The 15,765-nt window shown below is 69.9% G+C and carries 11 protein-coding genes; 3 read left to right on the top strand and 8 right to left on the bottom strand.

Going from position 1 to position 15,765, the window contains the following annotated elements; all coding sequences use genetic code 11:
* Nucleotides 1-68: 68 nt before the first annotated feature.
* Nucleotides 69-1,361: a serine--tRNA ligase gene (gene serS, locus LVB77_RS11220; protein ID WP_232906206.1), complete on the top strand. Its 1,293-nt coding sequence runs from the start codon at nt 69-71 to the stop codon at nt 1,359-1,361.
* Nucleotides 1,362-1,580: 219 nt separating this feature from the next.
* Here serS and LVB77_RS11225 read toward each other — a convergent pair whose 3' ends face one another.
* The 5 genes from LVB77_RS11225 to LVB77_RS11245 form a co-directional block, all read right to left on the bottom strand.
* Nucleotides 1,581-1,925, bottom strand: coding sequence for a hypothetical protein (locus LVB77_RS11225; protein ID WP_232906207.1), 345 nt, complete (start codon nt 1,923-1,925; stop codon nt 1,581-1,583).
* Between the two features lie 17 nt (nt 1,926-1,942).
* Nucleotides 1,943-2,629 (bottom strand): 6-phosphogluconolactonase, encoded by a 687-nt coding sequence (gene pgl / locus LVB77_RS11230; RefSeq protein ID WP_232906208.1) that lies wholly within the window; start codon nt 2,627-2,629, stop codon nt 1,943-1,945.
* Nucleotides 2,630-2,716: 87 nt separating this feature from the next.
* Entirely contained in the window at nt 2,717-3,700 is a 984-nt protein-coding gene (gene glk, locus LVB77_RS11235) for a glucokinase (RefSeq protein ID WP_232906209.1), read from the bottom strand.
* Nucleotides 3,697-5,121, bottom strand: a complete 1,425-nt coding sequence (zwf, locus tag LVB77_RS11240; RefSeq protein ID WP_232906210.1) for a glucose-6-phosphate dehydrogenase — start codon at nt 5,119-5,121, stop codon at nt 3,697-3,699. Before zwf ends, glk begins: the two co-directional genes overlap by 4 nt.
* Nucleotides 5,122-5,150: 29 nt before the next feature.
* On the bottom strand, nt 5,151-6,524 hold the full coding sequence (locus LVB77_RS11245; RefSeq protein WP_232906211.1) for a GH1 family beta-glucosidase: 1,374 nt from the start codon (nt 6,522-6,524) through the stop codon (nt 5,151-5,153).
* Between the two features lie 132 nt (nt 6,525-6,656).
* Between LVB77_RS11245 and ugpC the strand changes: the two genes are divergently transcribed.
* Both ugpC and LVB77_RS11255 read left to right on the top strand, forming a co-directional pair.
* A complete protein-coding gene (gene ugpC / locus LVB77_RS11250) occupies nt 6,657-7,787 on the top strand; it encodes a sn-glycerol-3-phosphate ABC transporter ATP-binding protein UgpC (RefSeq protein WP_232906212.1) in 1,131 nt (376 codons plus the stop codon).
* On the top strand, nt 7,784-8,278 hold the full coding sequence (locus tag LVB77_RS11255) for a hypothetical protein (protein ID WP_232906213.1): 495 nt from the start codon (nt 7,784-7,786) through the stop codon (nt 8,276-8,278). Before ugpC ends, LVB77_RS11255 begins: the two co-directional genes overlap by 4 nt.
* A gap of 10 nt (nt 8,279-8,288) precedes the next feature.
* Here the strand turns inward: LVB77_RS11255 and LVB77_RS11260 are convergent, their stop codons facing one another.
* From LVB77_RS11260 to pgmB, 3 genes are all read right to left on the bottom strand, one after another.
* On the bottom strand, nt 8,289-9,551 hold the full coding sequence (locus LVB77_RS11260) for an MFS transporter (protein ID WP_232906214.1): 1,263 nt from the start codon (nt 9,549-9,551) through the stop codon (nt 8,289-8,291).
* 193 nt (nt 9,552-9,744) lie between these two features.
* Nucleotides 9,745-12,132, bottom strand: coding sequence for a TonB-dependent receptor (locus tag LVB77_RS11265; RefSeq protein WP_232906215.1), 2,388 nt, complete (start codon nt 12,130-12,132; stop codon nt 9,745-9,747).
* Nucleotides 12,133-12,194: 62 nt separating this feature from the next.
* A complete protein-coding gene (gene pgmB / locus LVB77_RS11270; RefSeq protein WP_232906216.1) occupies nt 12,195-15,215 on the bottom strand; it encodes a beta-phosphoglucomutase in 3,021 nt (1,006 codons plus the stop codon).
* Nucleotides 15,216-15,765 lie beyond the last annotated feature (550 nt).

Here is a 15,765-nt window from a genome sequence, read left to right on the forward strand (position 1 = left end):
GGACGCGCATTGGCCCTAAACGCGTCCGGCACGCGATAATCGCGCTCCGCTTCCCCACCGGTTCCGTCATGCTCGATCCTGTCCTGCTGCGCCAGCAACCCGCCGAACTCGCCGCGCGCCTGCGCGATACCCGCGGCTACGTCCTCGACGCGAGCGCGCTGGAGTCGCTGGAAAGCGAGCGTAAGCAGATCCAGATCCGCACCCAGGAACTGCAGAACCTGCGCAACACCCGTTCCAAGGCGATCGGCCAGGCCAAGGCCAAGGGCGAGGACGTGGCCGCGCTGCTGGCCGAGGTCGCCGGCTTCGGCGACGAGCTCAAGGCCAGCGAGCTGCGCCTGGACGAAATCCGCAGCCAGATCGAGGCCGTCGCGCTGAGCATCCCGAACCTGCCGCACGAGTCCGTGCCGGCCGGCAAGGACGAGGCCGGCAACGTCGAGCAGCACCGTTGGGGCACGCCGCGCGCGTTCGATTTCGCGGTCAAGGACCACGTCGAACTCGGTGCGCGCAACGGCTGGCTGGACGGCGACACCGCCGCCAAGCTGTCGGGCGCGCGCTTCACCGTGCTGCGCAGCCAGCTCGCGCGCCTGCATCGTGCGTTGGCGCAGTTCATGCTGGACCTGCACGTGGATCAGCACGCGTACCAGGAAACGAACGTGCCTTTGCTGGTCAACGCCGATTCCATGCGCGGCACCGGCCAGCTGCCGAAGTTCGAGGACGACCTGTTCGCGACCGTGGTCGGCGAGGGCGAGGCCGCCAGCAAGCGTTACCTGATCCCGACCTCGGAAGTGCCGCTGACCAACATCGTGCGCGACGAGATCGTCGACGACGCGGCGCTGCCGCTGCGCATGACCGCGCATTCGATGTGCTTCCGCGCCGAGGCCGGCAGCCACGGCCGCGACACCCGCGGCATGATCCGCCAGCACCAGTTCGAGAAGGTCGAGCTGGTCACCATCGCGCGTCCGCACGAGAGCTACGACGAGCACGAGCGCATGACCCGCTGCGCCGAAGTCGTGCTGGAAAAGCTGGGCCTGCCGTACCGCCGCATGCTGCTGTGCACCGGCGACATGGGCTTCGCCGCCACCAAGACCTACGACCTGGAAGTGTGGCTGCCCAGCCAGGACACCTACCGCGAGATTTCCTCGTGCTCCAACTGCGAGGCCTTCCAGGCCCGCCGCATGCAGGCGCGCTGGCGCAACCCGGCCACCGACAAGCCCGAGCCCGTGCACACCCTCAACGGCTCCGGCGTCGCCGTCGGCCGCGCCCTGATCGCGGTGATGGAGAACTACCAGAACGCCGACGGCTCGATCACCGTGCCCGAAGCGCTGCGTCCGTACATGGGCGGCGCCGAACGCATCGACTGACGGCGCCACCATCGCCGTAGGAGGCGGTAAGCCGCCAGGCGCACCGCATCGCGAGCGGCGGTACGGATTCAACTCGATGAAAGCGATGCGGTTGTCACCGCATCCTACGAATGCGAGCCCTCACTCGCAGCAATGCATGCGCAGCAGCCCCGTAGGATGCGGTAAGCCGAAGGCGCACCGCATCGCGCGTGAGCAGGCTGCCGGCGGTATCGCATCCAGTCACAGCCAACCCATGCCGGTCAGAAACATCGCGGCGCCAGCGAAAGCGAGAAAGGCGAACCAGACCAGGGCCAGCTTGCGGCCGGCAGGCGCCGAGACGCGCAGGCAGAACCAGAGGAAGCCGCGGAACACGAAGCTCTTGGCGCTGAAGTAATAGCTGAGCAGGAACACGAGGCCCCAGGCCATCGCATTAGCACCCAGCAACGCATTGCCGGGCGATGCGCGCCACGGCCCCGCCGCGACGCCGCCCACGGCCAGATACGCCAGCAGCAGCGCCGCCAGCGCGGCGATCACGCACAGTCCCAGCCCAACACCGGTTTGTTCGGGCTCAGCGTTGGGATCCACCGTCGGCTGCGCGCGCTTCACTCGCACCAATGCACATGCAACGGCGAGCCGTGGCCGGCCTCCAATGCCGCCAGCACTGGATAGCGCATCAGGTCGCCGCTGCGCAGCGCGGCTTCGAAGACTTCGCGCTTGCGTTCACCCTGGATCAACAGCAGTCGGGTCTGGACGCGTTGCAGCCCGATCGGAGTCAGGCTGATCCGACGCGGCCAGCGTTGCGCGCCGGCGGCGTCGTCGGCATCGACGGCGACATAGGCCTGGCGGCTGGCGAGCGCGCGTGCGAGATCGCGGCCCGGGAACAGCGACGCGGTATGGCCGTCTTCGCCCATGCCCAGCACCGCCGCGCTGGCGCCGAGCTGCGCATGCGCGTTGGCGGCGGCGACCGCGTCTTCGATGCGGCGTCCGGCCTGGGTCAGCGGTTCGAAGCGCGCGGCGGCGGCGTGGTCGTGCAGCAGATGGCTGCGGACCATGCGCGCGTTGCTGTCCGGATCGTCCGGCAGCAGCCAGCGTTCGTCGACCAGGCCGATATCGACGCGGCTCCAATCCAGCGGCGCCTTGGCGAGCGCGCGATAGACCGGGCCGGGGGTGGTGCCGCCCGACAGCAGCAGGCGCGCGCGCGGGCGCAGCGACAGATCGCGGCGCAATTCAGCCGCGATCGCGACCGCGCAGGCCCAGGTCCACACATCGCGGCCGCGATGCGCGTGCATTACGTACCGAGTCGTTTCCGGTTCCGCTGGACCGGCCGAGGCGGGCGACGTGTCGTCGAGCATCCCCCGATCTTCGCACGATCCGCCTCAACGCGGCGTGTGCCTGGCCAGAGCGGCCGCGCCCAGCAGTCCGGGCTGCGGATGGGTGACGGCCAACGTGGGAATGCGCGCCATCGCAGGCGAAAAACGTCCTTTATGCTCAAAACGTTGGCGGAATCCGGAGCGTTGCAGCCAGGGCATCAAGCGCGGCACCAGTCCGCCGGGCAGGAACACGCCGTCCCAGGCGCCCAGGGTCAGCACCAGGTCGCCGGCCGCGGCGCCGTACACCGCGCAGAACACGTCGATCGCGCGCAGGCAGCGCGCGTCGCCTTCGCGCGCCATCGCGGTGATGTCGGCCGGCTGCAGCGGGCCGGGGTCTTCGCCGGCGATCTGGCTCAGCGCGCGATGCAGGTTGACCAGGCCGCTGCCGCTGACCAGGCGTTCGTTGGAGACGCGGCCGAACTCGCCGGACAGGCGTTGCAGGATGTCGATCTCCTCCGGCGTGCCCGGCGCGAAGCTCACGTGTCCGCCTTCGGTCTGCAGCGGGTAGTAGCGTCCGTCGCGGCGGAGCAGGCCGCCCACGCCCAGACCGGTGCCGGCGCCGATCACCGCGTAGGTGCGGTCGCCCTCGTCGGCGCCCTGCCAGGCGACGCCGCCGATCGCGACCACGTCCTGCGGACGCAGCAGCGATACCGCCATCGCCTGCGCGGCGAAATCGTTGACCAACTGCAGGCGCTGCAATCCCAGGGCCTGGCGCGTGCGCGCGGCCGAGATCACCCAGGGGTGGTTGGTGATGCGCGCCTCGTCGCCGTCGACGCGTCCGGCGACGGCGAACACTGCCTCCACAGGCGCGGCGCCGACGCGATCCAGATAATGGCGCGCGGCGTCGGCCAGCGACGGGAAGTCGGCGACCGCGAACACCTGCACGCTGTCCTCGCGCAAGGGTTGCTCGTGCTGCGGCGAGGCCAGCGCGAAACGCGCATTGGTGCCGCCGATGTCGGCCAGCAGCGCCTCCGGTGCGGCCGCGTTCAAGGCTCGCCTCCGCGGCCCTGGCGCAGCGTCGCCGGCAGGAAATCCGCGGCCTCGGTCGGGCCCCAGGAACCGGCCGGGTATTCGATCGCCGGTTGATCGGTGCCGCTCCAGGCGCGCTCGACGCTGTCGATCCACTGCCAGGCCGATTCGACCTCGTCGTCGCGCACGAATAGGGTCTGGTTGCCGCGCAGCGCGTCCACCAGCAGGCGTTCGTAGGCGATGCGGCGCTGCGGCGAATTCGACATCGACAGGTCCAGCGACATCGGCCGCAGCTCCAGCGCGCCCCATTCGGGCGCGGCCAGGCTGCCCATCAGGCCCAGCTCCACGGTTTCGTCCGGCTGCAGGCGCATGCGCAGCCGGTTGGGGCGTTCGCGCCCGCGCGCGGGACGCTCGAACAGCCAATGCGACACCGGCTTGAACGAGACCACGACCTCGGTGGCGCGCGCCGCCAGACGCTTACCGGTGACCAGGCGGAACGGCACGCCGGCCCAGCGCCAGTTGTCGATGTAGGTGCGCAGCGCGACGAAGGTTTCCACCGGCGCGTCGTGCACGAAGCCCTTGACCGCGCGGCCCTCGACCACGCCGCCGCCGTAGCGCCCCCGCACGGTGTCCTGCGCGGCCTGCGCGGCGTCCATCGGGCGCAGCGCGCGCAGTACTTTGCGTTTTTCCTCGCGGATGCTGTCGGCGTCCAGGTTCGATGGCGGCTCCATCGCGATCAGGGCGAGCAGCTGCAGCATGTGGTTCTGGACCATGTCGCGCAGCGCGCCGTAGCCGGCGTAGTACTCCTCGCGGCCGTCGACGCCGGCGGTCTCGGCGACCAGGATGTCCACCGATTCGATCCAGCGGTGTTGCCAGACGGCTTCCAGCAGGGTGTTGCCCAGGCGCAGCGCCAGCAGGTTCTGCACCGCGGCCTTGCCCAGGTAATGGTCGATGCGGAAGATCCGCGACTCGTCCAGGCAGGCGCGCAGCGCGGCGTTGATCGCGCGCGCCGAGGCCAGGTCGCGGCCGATCGGTTTTTCCAGCACCAGCCGCGAGGGATCGGCGAGCACGCCGGCCGCGCTCAGGCCCTGCGCCACCGGCACGAACAAGTCGGGCGGCGTGGCCAGGTAACTTACGCTGGGGCGGTCGGCGTAGCGCGACAGCGCGGCCGCGATCGCGGCGGTGTCGCGCAGGTCGACGGCGACGTAGCTGATGCCGCGCAGCAGGCCGTCCACGGCCGCGGCGTCGTCGGCGGCTTCGTCGGCCATGCGCTCGCGCAGCCAGGCGCGGAATGCCTCGTCGCTCATCTCCTGCCGCCCGACCGCGATCAGGCGGAAGTCGGGCGGCAGCAGGCGGTCGCGCCAGAGGTGGATCAGCGACGGGAACAGGTAGCGCTGGGCGAGATCACCCGTGGCGCCGAACAGCAACAGGGTGTCGTGCATGGCGCCGGCGCCTGGTCGGATCGGAGTGCTTAAGGTAGCGGCTCGGACAGCGAGCGGCCATGCGTGGCGATCACGTTCGAGTACCACTTCGCGCTGTCCTTGGGCGTGCGCTCCTGGGTCGCGTAGTTCACGTGGACCACGCCGAAGCGCTTGGAGTAGCCCAGCGACCATTCCAGGTTGTCCAGCAGCGACCACACCATGTAGCCGCGGATGTCGCAGCCGGCCTGGATCGCGTCGTGGATCGCGCTGAGGTGCTTTTGCAGGTAGTCCATGCGCAGCGGATCGCGCACGCGGCGTTCGCCGCTGGCGTCGGGCTCGGCCACCGGCGGATCGAAGAAGGCCGCGCCGTTCTCGGTGACGTACATCGGGATGTCGCCGTAGCGCTGCTTGAACCAGGTCAGCGTGTCGGTGAGGCCCTGCGGGAACACTTCCCAGCCGGTCTCGGTGTAGGTGCCCGAGGGCTGGCGCACCACGCCGGTGTTGAGCGGGTAGCTGACCGCGTCCTGGGTGACGCTGCGGGTGTAGTAGTTGATGCCGACGAAGTCGATCTTTTGCTGGATGAGTGCGTAGTCCTCGGCCGGCCATTCCGGCCAGGCCTCGCCGAAGATCTCGCGCAGTTCCGGCGGATACGAGCCGAGCAGAGCGGGGTCGAGGTACTGCTCGTTCATGTAGGCGTGCGCGCGCTTGACCGCGGCCGCGTCGGCGGCCGAATCGGTGGCGGCGTACTTGGGCTCGATGTTCACCACCAGGCCGATCTCGTGCTGGCCGATCGCGCGGTAGGCCTGCACGGCGGCACCGTGCGCGCGCATCAGGTTGTGCGAGGCGATCGGCGCCTCGAAGCGGCTGCGGTGGCCGGGCGCGAGCGCGCCGTGCAGATAGCCGCCGTCGGTGATGACCCAGGGTTCGTTGAGGGTGACCCACTTCTTGACCCGGCCGTCTAGAGCGCGGTACAGCACGCTGCCGTACTCGGCGAACCAGTCGGCGCAGTCGCGGTTGAGCCAGCCGCCGCGGTCGTCCAGCGCCGCGGGCATGTCCCAGTGGTACAGGGTCAGCAGCGGTTCGATGCCGTTGGCCAGCAGCTCGTCGACCAGGCGCGAATAGAAGTCCACGCCGGCCTGGTTCACGCGGCCGGTGCCCTCGGGCAGGATCCGCGACCAGGACACGCTGAAGCGGTAGGCCTGCAGGCCCAGGCGCTTCATCAGCGCGACGTCGTCCTTCCAGCGCCGGTAGTGGTCGCAGGCGACGTCGCCGGTGTCGCCGTTGAGGGTCATGCCCGGGGTGTGGGCGAAGCGGGTCCAGATGCTGGGACCGGCGCCGTCGGCGAGCGGGGAGCCCTCGATCTGGTGGGCGGCGGTGGCCGCACCCCATAGGAAACCCTCGGGAAAGACACGAACTTGGCTCATCGCTGCTTGGCTCCGGTGCGGGGGCGCATCGCTGGTCCGACGCGCATGTAAACGGTTACATGGCAGAATAGCCCAGGGCGGCGACAATTGCATCGTCGCTTCGACGCATCGTGCAACCGGTTGGGAGAATTCATGGCGAAGGTCACGCTTGAAGGGCTGCGCAAGGTCTATCCGAATGGATTCGTCGGCGTGGACGCGGCCAGTTTCGAGATCGACGACGGCGAGCTGCTGGTGCTGGTCGGCCCCTCGGGCTGCGGCAAGTCGACCCTGCTGCGCATGATCGCGGGCCTGGAGACCATCAGCGCAGGCGAACTGCGCATCGGCGGGCGCCGCGTCAACGAGGTGCCGCCCAAGGACCGCGACATCGCCATGGTGTTCCAAAGCTACGCCCTGTACCCGCACATGACCGTGGCCGAGAACCTGGGCTTCGGCCTGAAGTTGCGCGGCGCGTCCAAGGCCGAGATCCAGGCGCGGGTGAAGGACGCGGCGGCCACGCTGGAGCTGGAGTCGATGCTGCAGCGCAAGCCGGCCGCGCTGTCGGGCGGTCAGCGCCAGCGCGTGGCGCTGGGGCGAGCGCTGGTGCGGCAGCCGCAGGTGTTCCTGTTGGACGAGCCGCTGTCCAATCTGGACGCCAAGCTGCGCATGGGCATGCGCGTGGAGATCGCGCGCCTGCACCGTCAGCTGGGCACCACCATGGTCTACGTCACCCACGACCAGATCGAGGCCATGACCCTGGGCCAGCGCATCGTCGTGCTCAAGGACGGCAAGATCCAGCAGATCGACACGCCGATGGCGCTGTACCGGCACCCGGCCAACCTGTTCGTGGCGACCTTCCTGGGCAGCCCGAAAATGAACCTGCTGTGGGGCGAGGTGATCGAACGCGACGGCCTGCGCCTGCGCATCGCCGAAGGCGTGGAACTGCCGCTGCAACCCGACGAGGCGCTGCGCGAGACCGTGCGCGGCTACCTGGGCCGCCAACTCACCGTCGGTCTGCGCCCCGAGGACATGCGCCTGGCCGAAGCCGCGCCTGGGCGGTTGGCGGCGAAGGTGGAAGTGGTGGAGCCGGTCGGCAACGAGGCCTTCCTCAACCTGGGCTGCGGCGGCTGCGACCTGGTGCTGCGGCTGGCGCCGTACGATCTGCCTCAACCCGGCGACACCGTGCACCTGGGCTACGTGCCCGAGCGCATGCATTACTTCGATCCCGACACCGAACTCAGCCTGCGTCCCGCGCCGGCGGCCGCGGCCGTGCAGAGCGCGGCATGAATCCGCGCCAGGCCGCGGAGCTGAGCGAAGGCGCGCAGTTCTGCGTGCCGCTGCCGGAAGGCGCGGGCTACGCCTACGGCTACATCGCGCTGGCGCGCAAGGGCTGGGGCTACCTGTACGACATCCACGCGCGGATCGGCGTAGACGAAACGCCGCCCGCTGACATCGCCGCCGCGCCGCTGGCGCTGCGCAACCTGCTCGGCAGCGGCGGCGAATTCGTCGCCGCGCCCTACAACCGCCAACCCTGGCGCCTGCTGGGCACGCAGGCCGCGGCGATCGCGCCGCTGGTGTCGCCGCTGTTCCGGGTAGGCAGCAAGGTCCTGGACATGCGCGACGGCGCGCCGGTGAGCGATGCGTCCATCGCGCTGGCGTCGCTGCCGTACAAGGAATACCCGACCGACGACGAGCATTCCTACCGTGTCGCCGCGTGCCTGCTGGGCTGCGAGTACGCGTTCGACGAAGCGCGCGCCGGCTACGTGCTGCTGCGCTGACCCGACCAGCTCAAGCGCCTGCCTGCGCCAGGCGCGCGTCGGCGCGCTGCGATTGCCGGCGCAGTCCGACGATCGCCAGCAGCAGCAGGGCCATCGGCGCCAGCGACAGGTAGAACGCGGTCTCGCCGCCGGCGCGCGCGAACAACTGCCCGGTGATGAACGAGCCGGTGGTGCCGCCCAACGCCGAAAACACCACGATCAAACCGGTCATCGCCGCGTGCCGCGACTTGGGCAGCGCGCTGAGCACCACCGAATTGATCGCCGGATAGATCGGCGCCATGAACAGTCCGATCAGCGGAAACACGTAGGCCGCGACCGGCGCGCGCGTCCAACTGGCGTGCGGGTCCGGGCGCATGCCCGCGGCCAGCGGCAGCGCCAGCAGCACCAGCGCGGCCATCGCCAGCACGCAGCCGATCAGCAGCCAATGCCAGGGCACGCGCCGCAGCAGCAGCCCTGCGCCCAGGCGGCCCAGGGCCAGCGAGACGGCGAAGATGCTCGCCGCCTGCACGCTCATGGTCGTGGGCAGGTGCAGGATCTCGCGGTTGAAGGTCGGCAGCCAGGTGCCGATGCTCTGTTCGATCAGCACGTAAAGAAACGCCGAGATCAGGAACACGCCGATCAGCGGCTGCGCGATCAGCCGGAACATGTCGAAGAAGGCCTCGCCCGGCGCATGACCGTCGCGCGCGGCCGCCTCGTCCAGGCGGCTGACGGCCAGCAGCAGCGCGGTGGCGCCGGCGACCGCGGCGATCACCCAGTACACCCGCAGCCAGCGCGGGTCGGCGGGCGCGTCGGGGTTGATGAAGCTGGCGAACAGCCAGTAACCGGCCAGCACGCCGACCATGAACCAGCCCTCGATGGTGCTGGTCAGGCTGGCGTGCTGTTGCTTGCCGTCGGTGAGCAGGCCGATCGAGGAATACACCGCGACCTTGGCCAGCGCGAACGAGGCGCCGACCACGGTGAACAGCAGCTTGGTCGCCCAGAACGCATGCAGCAACGGCATCAGCGCGCAGGCGGCGGCGACCAGGCTCAGGCCCAGGATCATCGCGCGCCGGTAGCCCAGGCGTGGCAGCAGCGAGGCGGTGAGGAAGGACACCACCGCGATCGGCAGGTCCTTGAACGCCTCCAGGAAACTGGCCTCGGCCTTGTCCACGCCGAAGCCCTGGATGGCCTGCAGGATCACGGTGCCGACGCTGTTGAGCAGCACCGCGAACACCATGTAAGTCAGGACCATCGCCAGGATCATGCGGCCGCGGTGACTGCCGGTGGGACTCATGCGCTGCTCCTGCGCGTGGCTGTTGCCGATGCGCGCTGTGATGAAAAGCCGTTCGCGACGGTCGCCGGCGCGCCCTTGCCTCGGGGGGAGGGGCTGCGCGGACGGCGCCCGCGATCGCGCCGCGAACGGACTGGAAAACCCCGAGCCGCCGGCGACGGAGTCAGCATCGCATGCCGCTCCGCCGCCGCGGCGCTCACCAGCGGTAGGCCGCCGAGAGCTGGTAGGAACGGCCCGCGATCGGCCGGCCCAGGAACACGCCGCCGGTGGCCGCGCCGGGCACGCGCACGTTGCCCTCGGTCAGGCCCAGCTCGTCGGTGACGTTGCTGCCGCTGGCGGTGAACTCCCAGTGTTCGCCCACATGGAGGTTCGCGCCTACGTCCAGCGTGTGGTACGAGGGCAGCTCCTGGGTGTTGGCCAGGTCGGCGTAGCGGTCGCCGATGCGCGAGTAGGTCGCGAACAGCTTGAGATCGCCGACCGGCAGGGTCCAGTAGTAGCTGGGCGTGATGCGGAACTGCTGCTTGGGCTGGCGCATCACCTGGTTGCCGGTGAACTCGCGGTAGTTCTCGTACTGCGCGTCCAGCCACACGCCGGTGGCGCGCAGCTCGAAGCCGCCGAACGGACGGATCGCGCCTTCCAGTTCCACGCCGTAGGCGCGCGAATCGCCGACGGTGGTGAAGTTGGTGCCGTCGTCGAGGAAGGCCTGGAACGGCGAGTTGGTGAAGCTGTTGTAGAACGCGGTCAGGTACAGGTCGTAGACCGAGTTGCCGGACTTGAAGCCCAGCTCGTACTGGTCGACCTCCTGGATCTTGGTGTTGCCGTCGCGCAGGTTGTCGAAAGCCGGCAGCTTGTAGCCGGAGTTGGCGCGCGCGAACAGGCTGGAGGTTTCGTTGAGCTTGTAGTTCAGGCCCAGGGTCCAGGAGAAATGCTTGTCGTCCTGGTCGATGCGGCGCGTGCTGGGCAGCGAGATCGAGGTGTTGTTGTCGTACAGCGTGTTCGGGTTGCCGTCCAGGTCGACCGTGGCGGTGTTGTGCACGGTGCCGTCGACCTGCTGCCACTCGTAGCGGATGCCGCCGTCCAGGCGCAGGCGGTCGTTGATCTGCCATTCGTCGGCCAGGAACACGGCGGTGTTCTGGCCGTCGTAGTCGCCGCGCAGCGAGAAGAACGAGGTGCCGACGAAGCCGTCGCGGGTGACCTGGCGGCCGTCGGCCAGGCGCACGTCGATGCGGCGGGCGTTGTTCTCGGCCGTCAGCAGCATGTTGTTGCCCAGGTACCAGGTGTCCTTGGACGAGTAGCGCGCGTAGTACACGCCCGCGGTCAGCGTGTTGCCCTCGAACAGGTCGCGGCTGAAACGCAGGTCGTTGGTGAAGGATTCGATTTCCTTGTCGACCACCCAGAAGCCGGCGGTCAGCACCTGCTGGTTCGGATCCACCGCGCCGCCGCCGTTGGTGTAGGTCGCGGTGCCGGGACTGCCGAAGGAGGCCATGTAGCTGCCGATGGTCTGCGGGCTGGCGCCGGTGAACAGGCCGTTGGTGGGCGCGCTGCCGCTGACGTAGTTGACGCGGTCGCTGATGGTCCAGTCGCCGAGGTAGAAATCCATCGAGGCGCCGAACACGTCCAGGTTGATGCCGCGGCCGTCGGCCAGATCGCGGCTGATGCTTTGGCCGTTGGGGCCGGTCGGTATCGTCACGCGGCGGAAATCGTTGCCCAGCAAGGTGCCGGACTGCGCGTCCAGGCCGGGGAAGCTGGACAGGTCCTGGCCGTTGTTGCGCGACAGCAGCGGGATCGGGGTGAAGAAGGCGTTCTTGTCGTCGGTGTGGCGCGCGTACAGGGTGATCTCGCCGCTGTCCCAGCTGCGGGTCAGGGTGGCGCTGAACTGGCCGCCCTTGTCGGCCGGGAACTGGGTGTCGCGCACGCCGTCGGTCACGCGGTAGAAGCCGCCGATGCTGTAGTACCAGCCTTCGCCGAGCTTGCCGCTGTTGAACACGTCGACGCGGCGCAGGTTGTCGCTGCCGGCGGTCACGCGCAGGCTGCCTTCGGTCTCTTCGCCGCCCTTCTTCTGGATGAAGTTGACCGTGGCGCCGGGCTGGCCGTTGGAGAAGATCGGGCTGGGGCCGCCGCGCAGCACTTCCATGCGGTCGATGGTGTCGTCCATGCGGAACAGGGTGGAGTTCTCCAGGAACGACAGCGTCGGCGGCGGGAACAGCGGCGCGCCGTCCATCTGCACGGTCACGAACGGCGCGTCGCCTTCCGACGGCATGCCGCGCACGAAGATGTTGGCGCCGGTGCTGCCGCCGGCCGATTCGGCCCACACGCCGGGCACCACCTTCAGCGCGTCGGCGGTGCTCAGCGGCACGGCCTCCTGCAACTGCTCCAGCGAGGCGGTGGTGATGGAGAAGCTGGCGTCGCGCTTGCGCACGCCCTTGAAGCGCGCGGTACCGCTGACCACCACCGAATCCAGGGTGGTGGCCTCGCTTTCGCCGGACGGCGGCGCGTCCGCGTCCTGCGCGCGCGCCAAGCCGGGGGCCAGCGCGGCCGCGATGGCCATCGACAGGGCGTAACGGATCAGAGACTGCTGCTGCATGGTGTTCTCCCCACTCCTCAGGATGTCAGGTTGTGTGCGCCGCGCCGAGTGCCGGCGCGGCTTCAGCGCGTAACGAAAGCGTCCAAGTCGAATGCGGCGATCGCGGGCAGGTGCGCATGCGCGCCGGGCAGGGCGGCGGCGTCGCCGATGCCGACCGCGGCCATGCCGGCGGCGCGGATCGCGACGATGCCGGCGGCTGCGTCTTCGATGCCGATGCACAGCGCCGGCGGCACGCCCAGGCGCTGCGCCACGTCCAGGAAAATGTCCGGCGCCGGCTTGGCGCGGGCGATGCGCGCGGCGTCGGCGACGCAGTCGAAGCGGTCGGCGATGCCCAGTCGCGCCAGCAGCGCGGCGGCGTTCTTGCTGGCCGAGGCCAGGCCCAGCTTGAGTCCGCGCGCGCGCGCAGCGTCCAGCAGTTCGCGCACGCCCGGGAACAGATCCTGCGGGCCGACGCTCTCGATCGCGGCGCGGTAGTAGCCGTTCTTGCGCGCCGCCAGTTCGCGCCGCTGCGCGGCGTCGTAGGCGCGGTCGGCGCGCTCCAGGATGATCGCCAGGGAGGCCTCGCGGTCCACGCCCTTCAGGCGCAGGTTGACGGTCTCGTCGAAGGGCACGCCGATCTCGTCGGCCAGGCGCTTCCAGGCCAGGTAATGGGTGTGGGCGGTGTCGGTGAGCACGCCGTCCAGGTCGAAGATCAGCGCCTGCGCCGGGCGCGGAAACGCCGGCGACGCGTCGCTGTGCGGGCCCGCCAACGGCAGGCGCTGTTCGCGGTCGGCGCTCAGCCGCAGGCGCTGGCCCGCATGCACGATCTCCAGCGGTTCGCCCTCGATCAGGCGGTAGGTCGCGTGCGTGCCGTCCACGCCCACGTGCAGTTCGCGTCCGCGCCAGCGCAGGCCGAAGCCGTAACCGTTCCAGCGCGCGGGCAGGCGCGGGGCGAAGTGCAGCTCGCCCTGGATCGCGCGCAGGCCGGCGAAGCCCTGGGTCAGCGCCAGCCAGCTGCCGGCCATCGCCGCCATGTGCACGCCGTGGTCGGTGTTGCCGTGCAGGTCGTCCAGGTCCACCCGCAGGCTGGCGTCGAAATAGTCCAGCGCGCGATCGGCGTAGCCGACTTCGCTGGCGAGGATGCCGAACATGCAGGCCGACAGGGTCGAGTCGTGGGTGGTCACCGCCTCGTAGTAGTCGTAGCTGCGGCGCTTGCGCGCGACGTCGATGTCGGCGCCGGCCAGCACCAGCGCCATCACCACGTCGGCCTGCTTGCAGACCTGGTAGCGGTACAGCGTGAGCGGGTGGTAATCCAGCAGCAGCGGGCGGTGTTCTCCGCTGCGCGGCGGGAACGGCCAGCGCGGCTTGTCGAGGAAGCCGTCGTCCTGCGCGTACACGCCCAGGCCTTCGTCGTAGGGCAGGTACATGGCCTGCGCGGCATTGCGCCAGTTGCCGACCTCGTCGGCGTCCAGGCCCAGCGCCGCAGCCAGCGCCGCCGCCTGTTCGGGGCGTTGCGCATGCAGGCGTTCCCACACCGCGACCGCGCGCAGCAGGTGCTGCTGGGCCATGCGGTTGGTGTAGTAGTTGTTGTCGACCATGGCCGTGTACTCGTCCGGCCCGGTGACTTCGTGGATGCAGAACGCGCCGCCGCGGCGCGGGTTGTAGTGGCCGACCTGCGGCCAGATGCGCGCGGTCTCGAACAGCATCTGCGCGCCGCCGTCGACCAGGAAATCGACGTCGTCGCTGGCGTCCAGGTACAGGCCGATCGCGTAGGCGATGGCGGCGTTGATGTGGTACGCGGCCGAGCCGGAGGGGTAGTGCGCCGAGCACTCGCCGCCGCCGATGGTGCGCCAGGGGTAGAGCGCGCCGGCGGCGTGGTTCATCTCGCGCGCATGCGCACGCGCGGCGTCGAGCATGCGGTACCGCGCCTGCAGCATCGCCCGCGCCACGTCCGGCGCGGTGTAGGCCATCACCGGCAGCACGAAGGCCTCGGTATCCCAGAAGCAATGGCCTTCGTAGCCTTCGCCGGTCAGGCCCTTGGCGGCGGTGCCGGACACGCCGTCGCGGCCGGCCGACTGCCACAGATGGAACAGGTTGAAGCGCAGCGCCAGTTCGCTGCCGGCATCGCCGGCGATGCACAGTTCGGCGTCGCGCCAGAACTCGGCCACGGCGCCGGCCTGCAGCGCGGCGATGGCGGCGTAGCCGGCGTCCACGGCCGCGGCCAGCGCGGCGTCGACGCGCGCGTCCAGGCCCGGCGCTTCGGCGGAGCTGGCGTAGGCGACGAACTTCTCCAGCACCACGCTGTCGCCGGGCTGCAGCTGCGCGCGGTAGCGCTGCATGGCGCGGGTTTCGTCGGCCTTGGCGGCATCGAAGCTCAGCGCCGTACCGCCGTCGGGCAGGCGATGGCCTTGCGCGCACAGCACCGCGCCGGTGCCATGGCGGGTGCGTTGGGCGTAGCGCGCCTGCGAGGCGTCGGCGTGCGCGCCGCTGGCGAGCAGGCCCTGACTGCCGGACACGCCGATGCGCGGATCGTCGCCCTGAGCGGCGGCCTGGCGCCCGCTCTCGATCGCCGACACCAGCGCGATCGGGCCGCTGTAGTCGATCGAGGTCACGCGGTAGCGGATCGCCAGCAGGTCGCAGGCGCCGGGGTGCACGTTGGTCGGCACCACGCGCTCGGCCAGGATCTCGACCGTCGCGCCTTGCGCGCCGCGCAGGCGCATGCGCCGCCGCAACGCGCCGCTGCGCAGGTCCAGTTCGCGTTCGAACGCCAGCACCTCTGCGGTTTCCGGGTCCAGGCGCTGATCGCCCAGCCAGACTTCGATGCGCTTGCCGTCGGCGACCGGCACGCGGGTGTCGGTGCTCAGGGCGAAGCCGCGGAAGCGCTCGTGGTAGTGGATGGGATTGTGTTCGTAGACCGTGGCCAGGTAGCAGCCGTCGCCGTCGCCGCGGCCTTCCTCGAAGCCGCCGCGCACGCCCAGCGAGCCGTTGGCCAGGGCGAACAGGCTGGCGTCGCGCTGGCGGCGTTCGGGCTGATAGCGGTCCTGGCGCAGGCACCAGGTCGGGGCGTCGGGAGCGGCGGCTGCGGCGGGGAGGGACTGGGTCACGCGGGATCGGCCTTGGTCGTTGCGACCGCGGGGGCGGCGGTCGAGGCGGACCCTAAGTGGCGATTGTTATCGATGTCAAGTTATCGATAACAAAGCGCCGTAACGGCAGAGAACCGCCTCCGGAACTAGGCTTGACCGGTATCAGGGGCGGGATTAGGGAAGGTTCTCAACAAGCTGATTTAAATCGGGTTTCAACCGGCCGAAGCAGCGGCTTGAGCTTGGGCGCGAGCGACGGCGGCCGCGGCGGTAGCGCGCTGCAGCGCAGCAAGGGTCCGCGCGATTCGCGCGACGGGCTAAGCGACGGCGTTAGCGCCTCTTGGGGGCCCGCCGGAGTTCCCTTGCGGGCGCAAAATCCAGTGGGTTCCGGCTTGCGCCGGAATGACGGATGTGGGGGTGACCGGCGAGATCAGACCCCAGAGCGCGGCCCGTAGGGTGTGGTGAGCCGCAGGCGAACCGCACCTGCGTCGTACGGCGCTGTCGGCCGTAAGCGAACTGCATCAACGCAGTCGGAAGGACGAAGCCGGCAGCCAGGACGACGTGGCCCACGCCC

Origin of the sequence: Lysobacter sp. 5GHs7-4 (assembly GCF_021284765.1) — a bacterium.
Classification (GTDB): domain Bacteria; phylum Pseudomonadota; class Gammaproteobacteria; order Xanthomonadales; family Xanthomonadaceae; genus Lysobacter.

Excerpts from the sequence above, each read along its gene's own strand:
- LVB77_RS11260 (WP_232906214.1), bottom strand. The coding sequence starts at position 9,551 with ATGAGTCCCACCGGCAGTCACCGCGGCCGCATGATCCTGGCGATGGTC.
- LVB77_RS11265 (WP_232906215.1), bottom strand. The coding sequence starts at position 12,132 with ATGCAGCAGCAGTCTCTGATCCGTTACGCCCTGTCGATGGCCATCGCG.
- LVB77_RS11255 (WP_232906213.1), top strand. The coding sequence starts at position 7,784 with ATGAATCCGCGCCAGGCCGCGGAGCTGAGCGAAGGCGCGCAGTTCTGC.
- LVB77_RS11245 (WP_232906211.1), bottom strand. The coding sequence starts at position 6,524 with ATGAGCCAAGTTCGTGTCTTTCCCGAGGGTTTCCTATGGGGTGCGGCC.
- zwf (WP_232906210.1), bottom strand. The coding sequence starts at position 5,121 with ATGCACGACACCCTGTTGCTGTTCGGCGCCACGGGTGATCTCGCCCAG.
- ugpC (WP_232906212.1), top strand. The coding sequence starts at position 6,657 with ATGGCGAAGGTCACGCTTGAAGGGCTGCGCAAGGTCTATCCGAATGGA.
- serS (WP_232906206.1), top strand. The coding sequence starts at position 69 with ATGCTCGATCCTGTCCTGCTGCGCCAGCAACCCGCCGAACTCGCCGCG.
- pgl (WP_232906208.1), bottom strand. The coding sequence starts at position 2,629 with ATGCACGCGCATCGCGGCCGCGATGTGTGGACCTGGGCCTGCGCGGTC.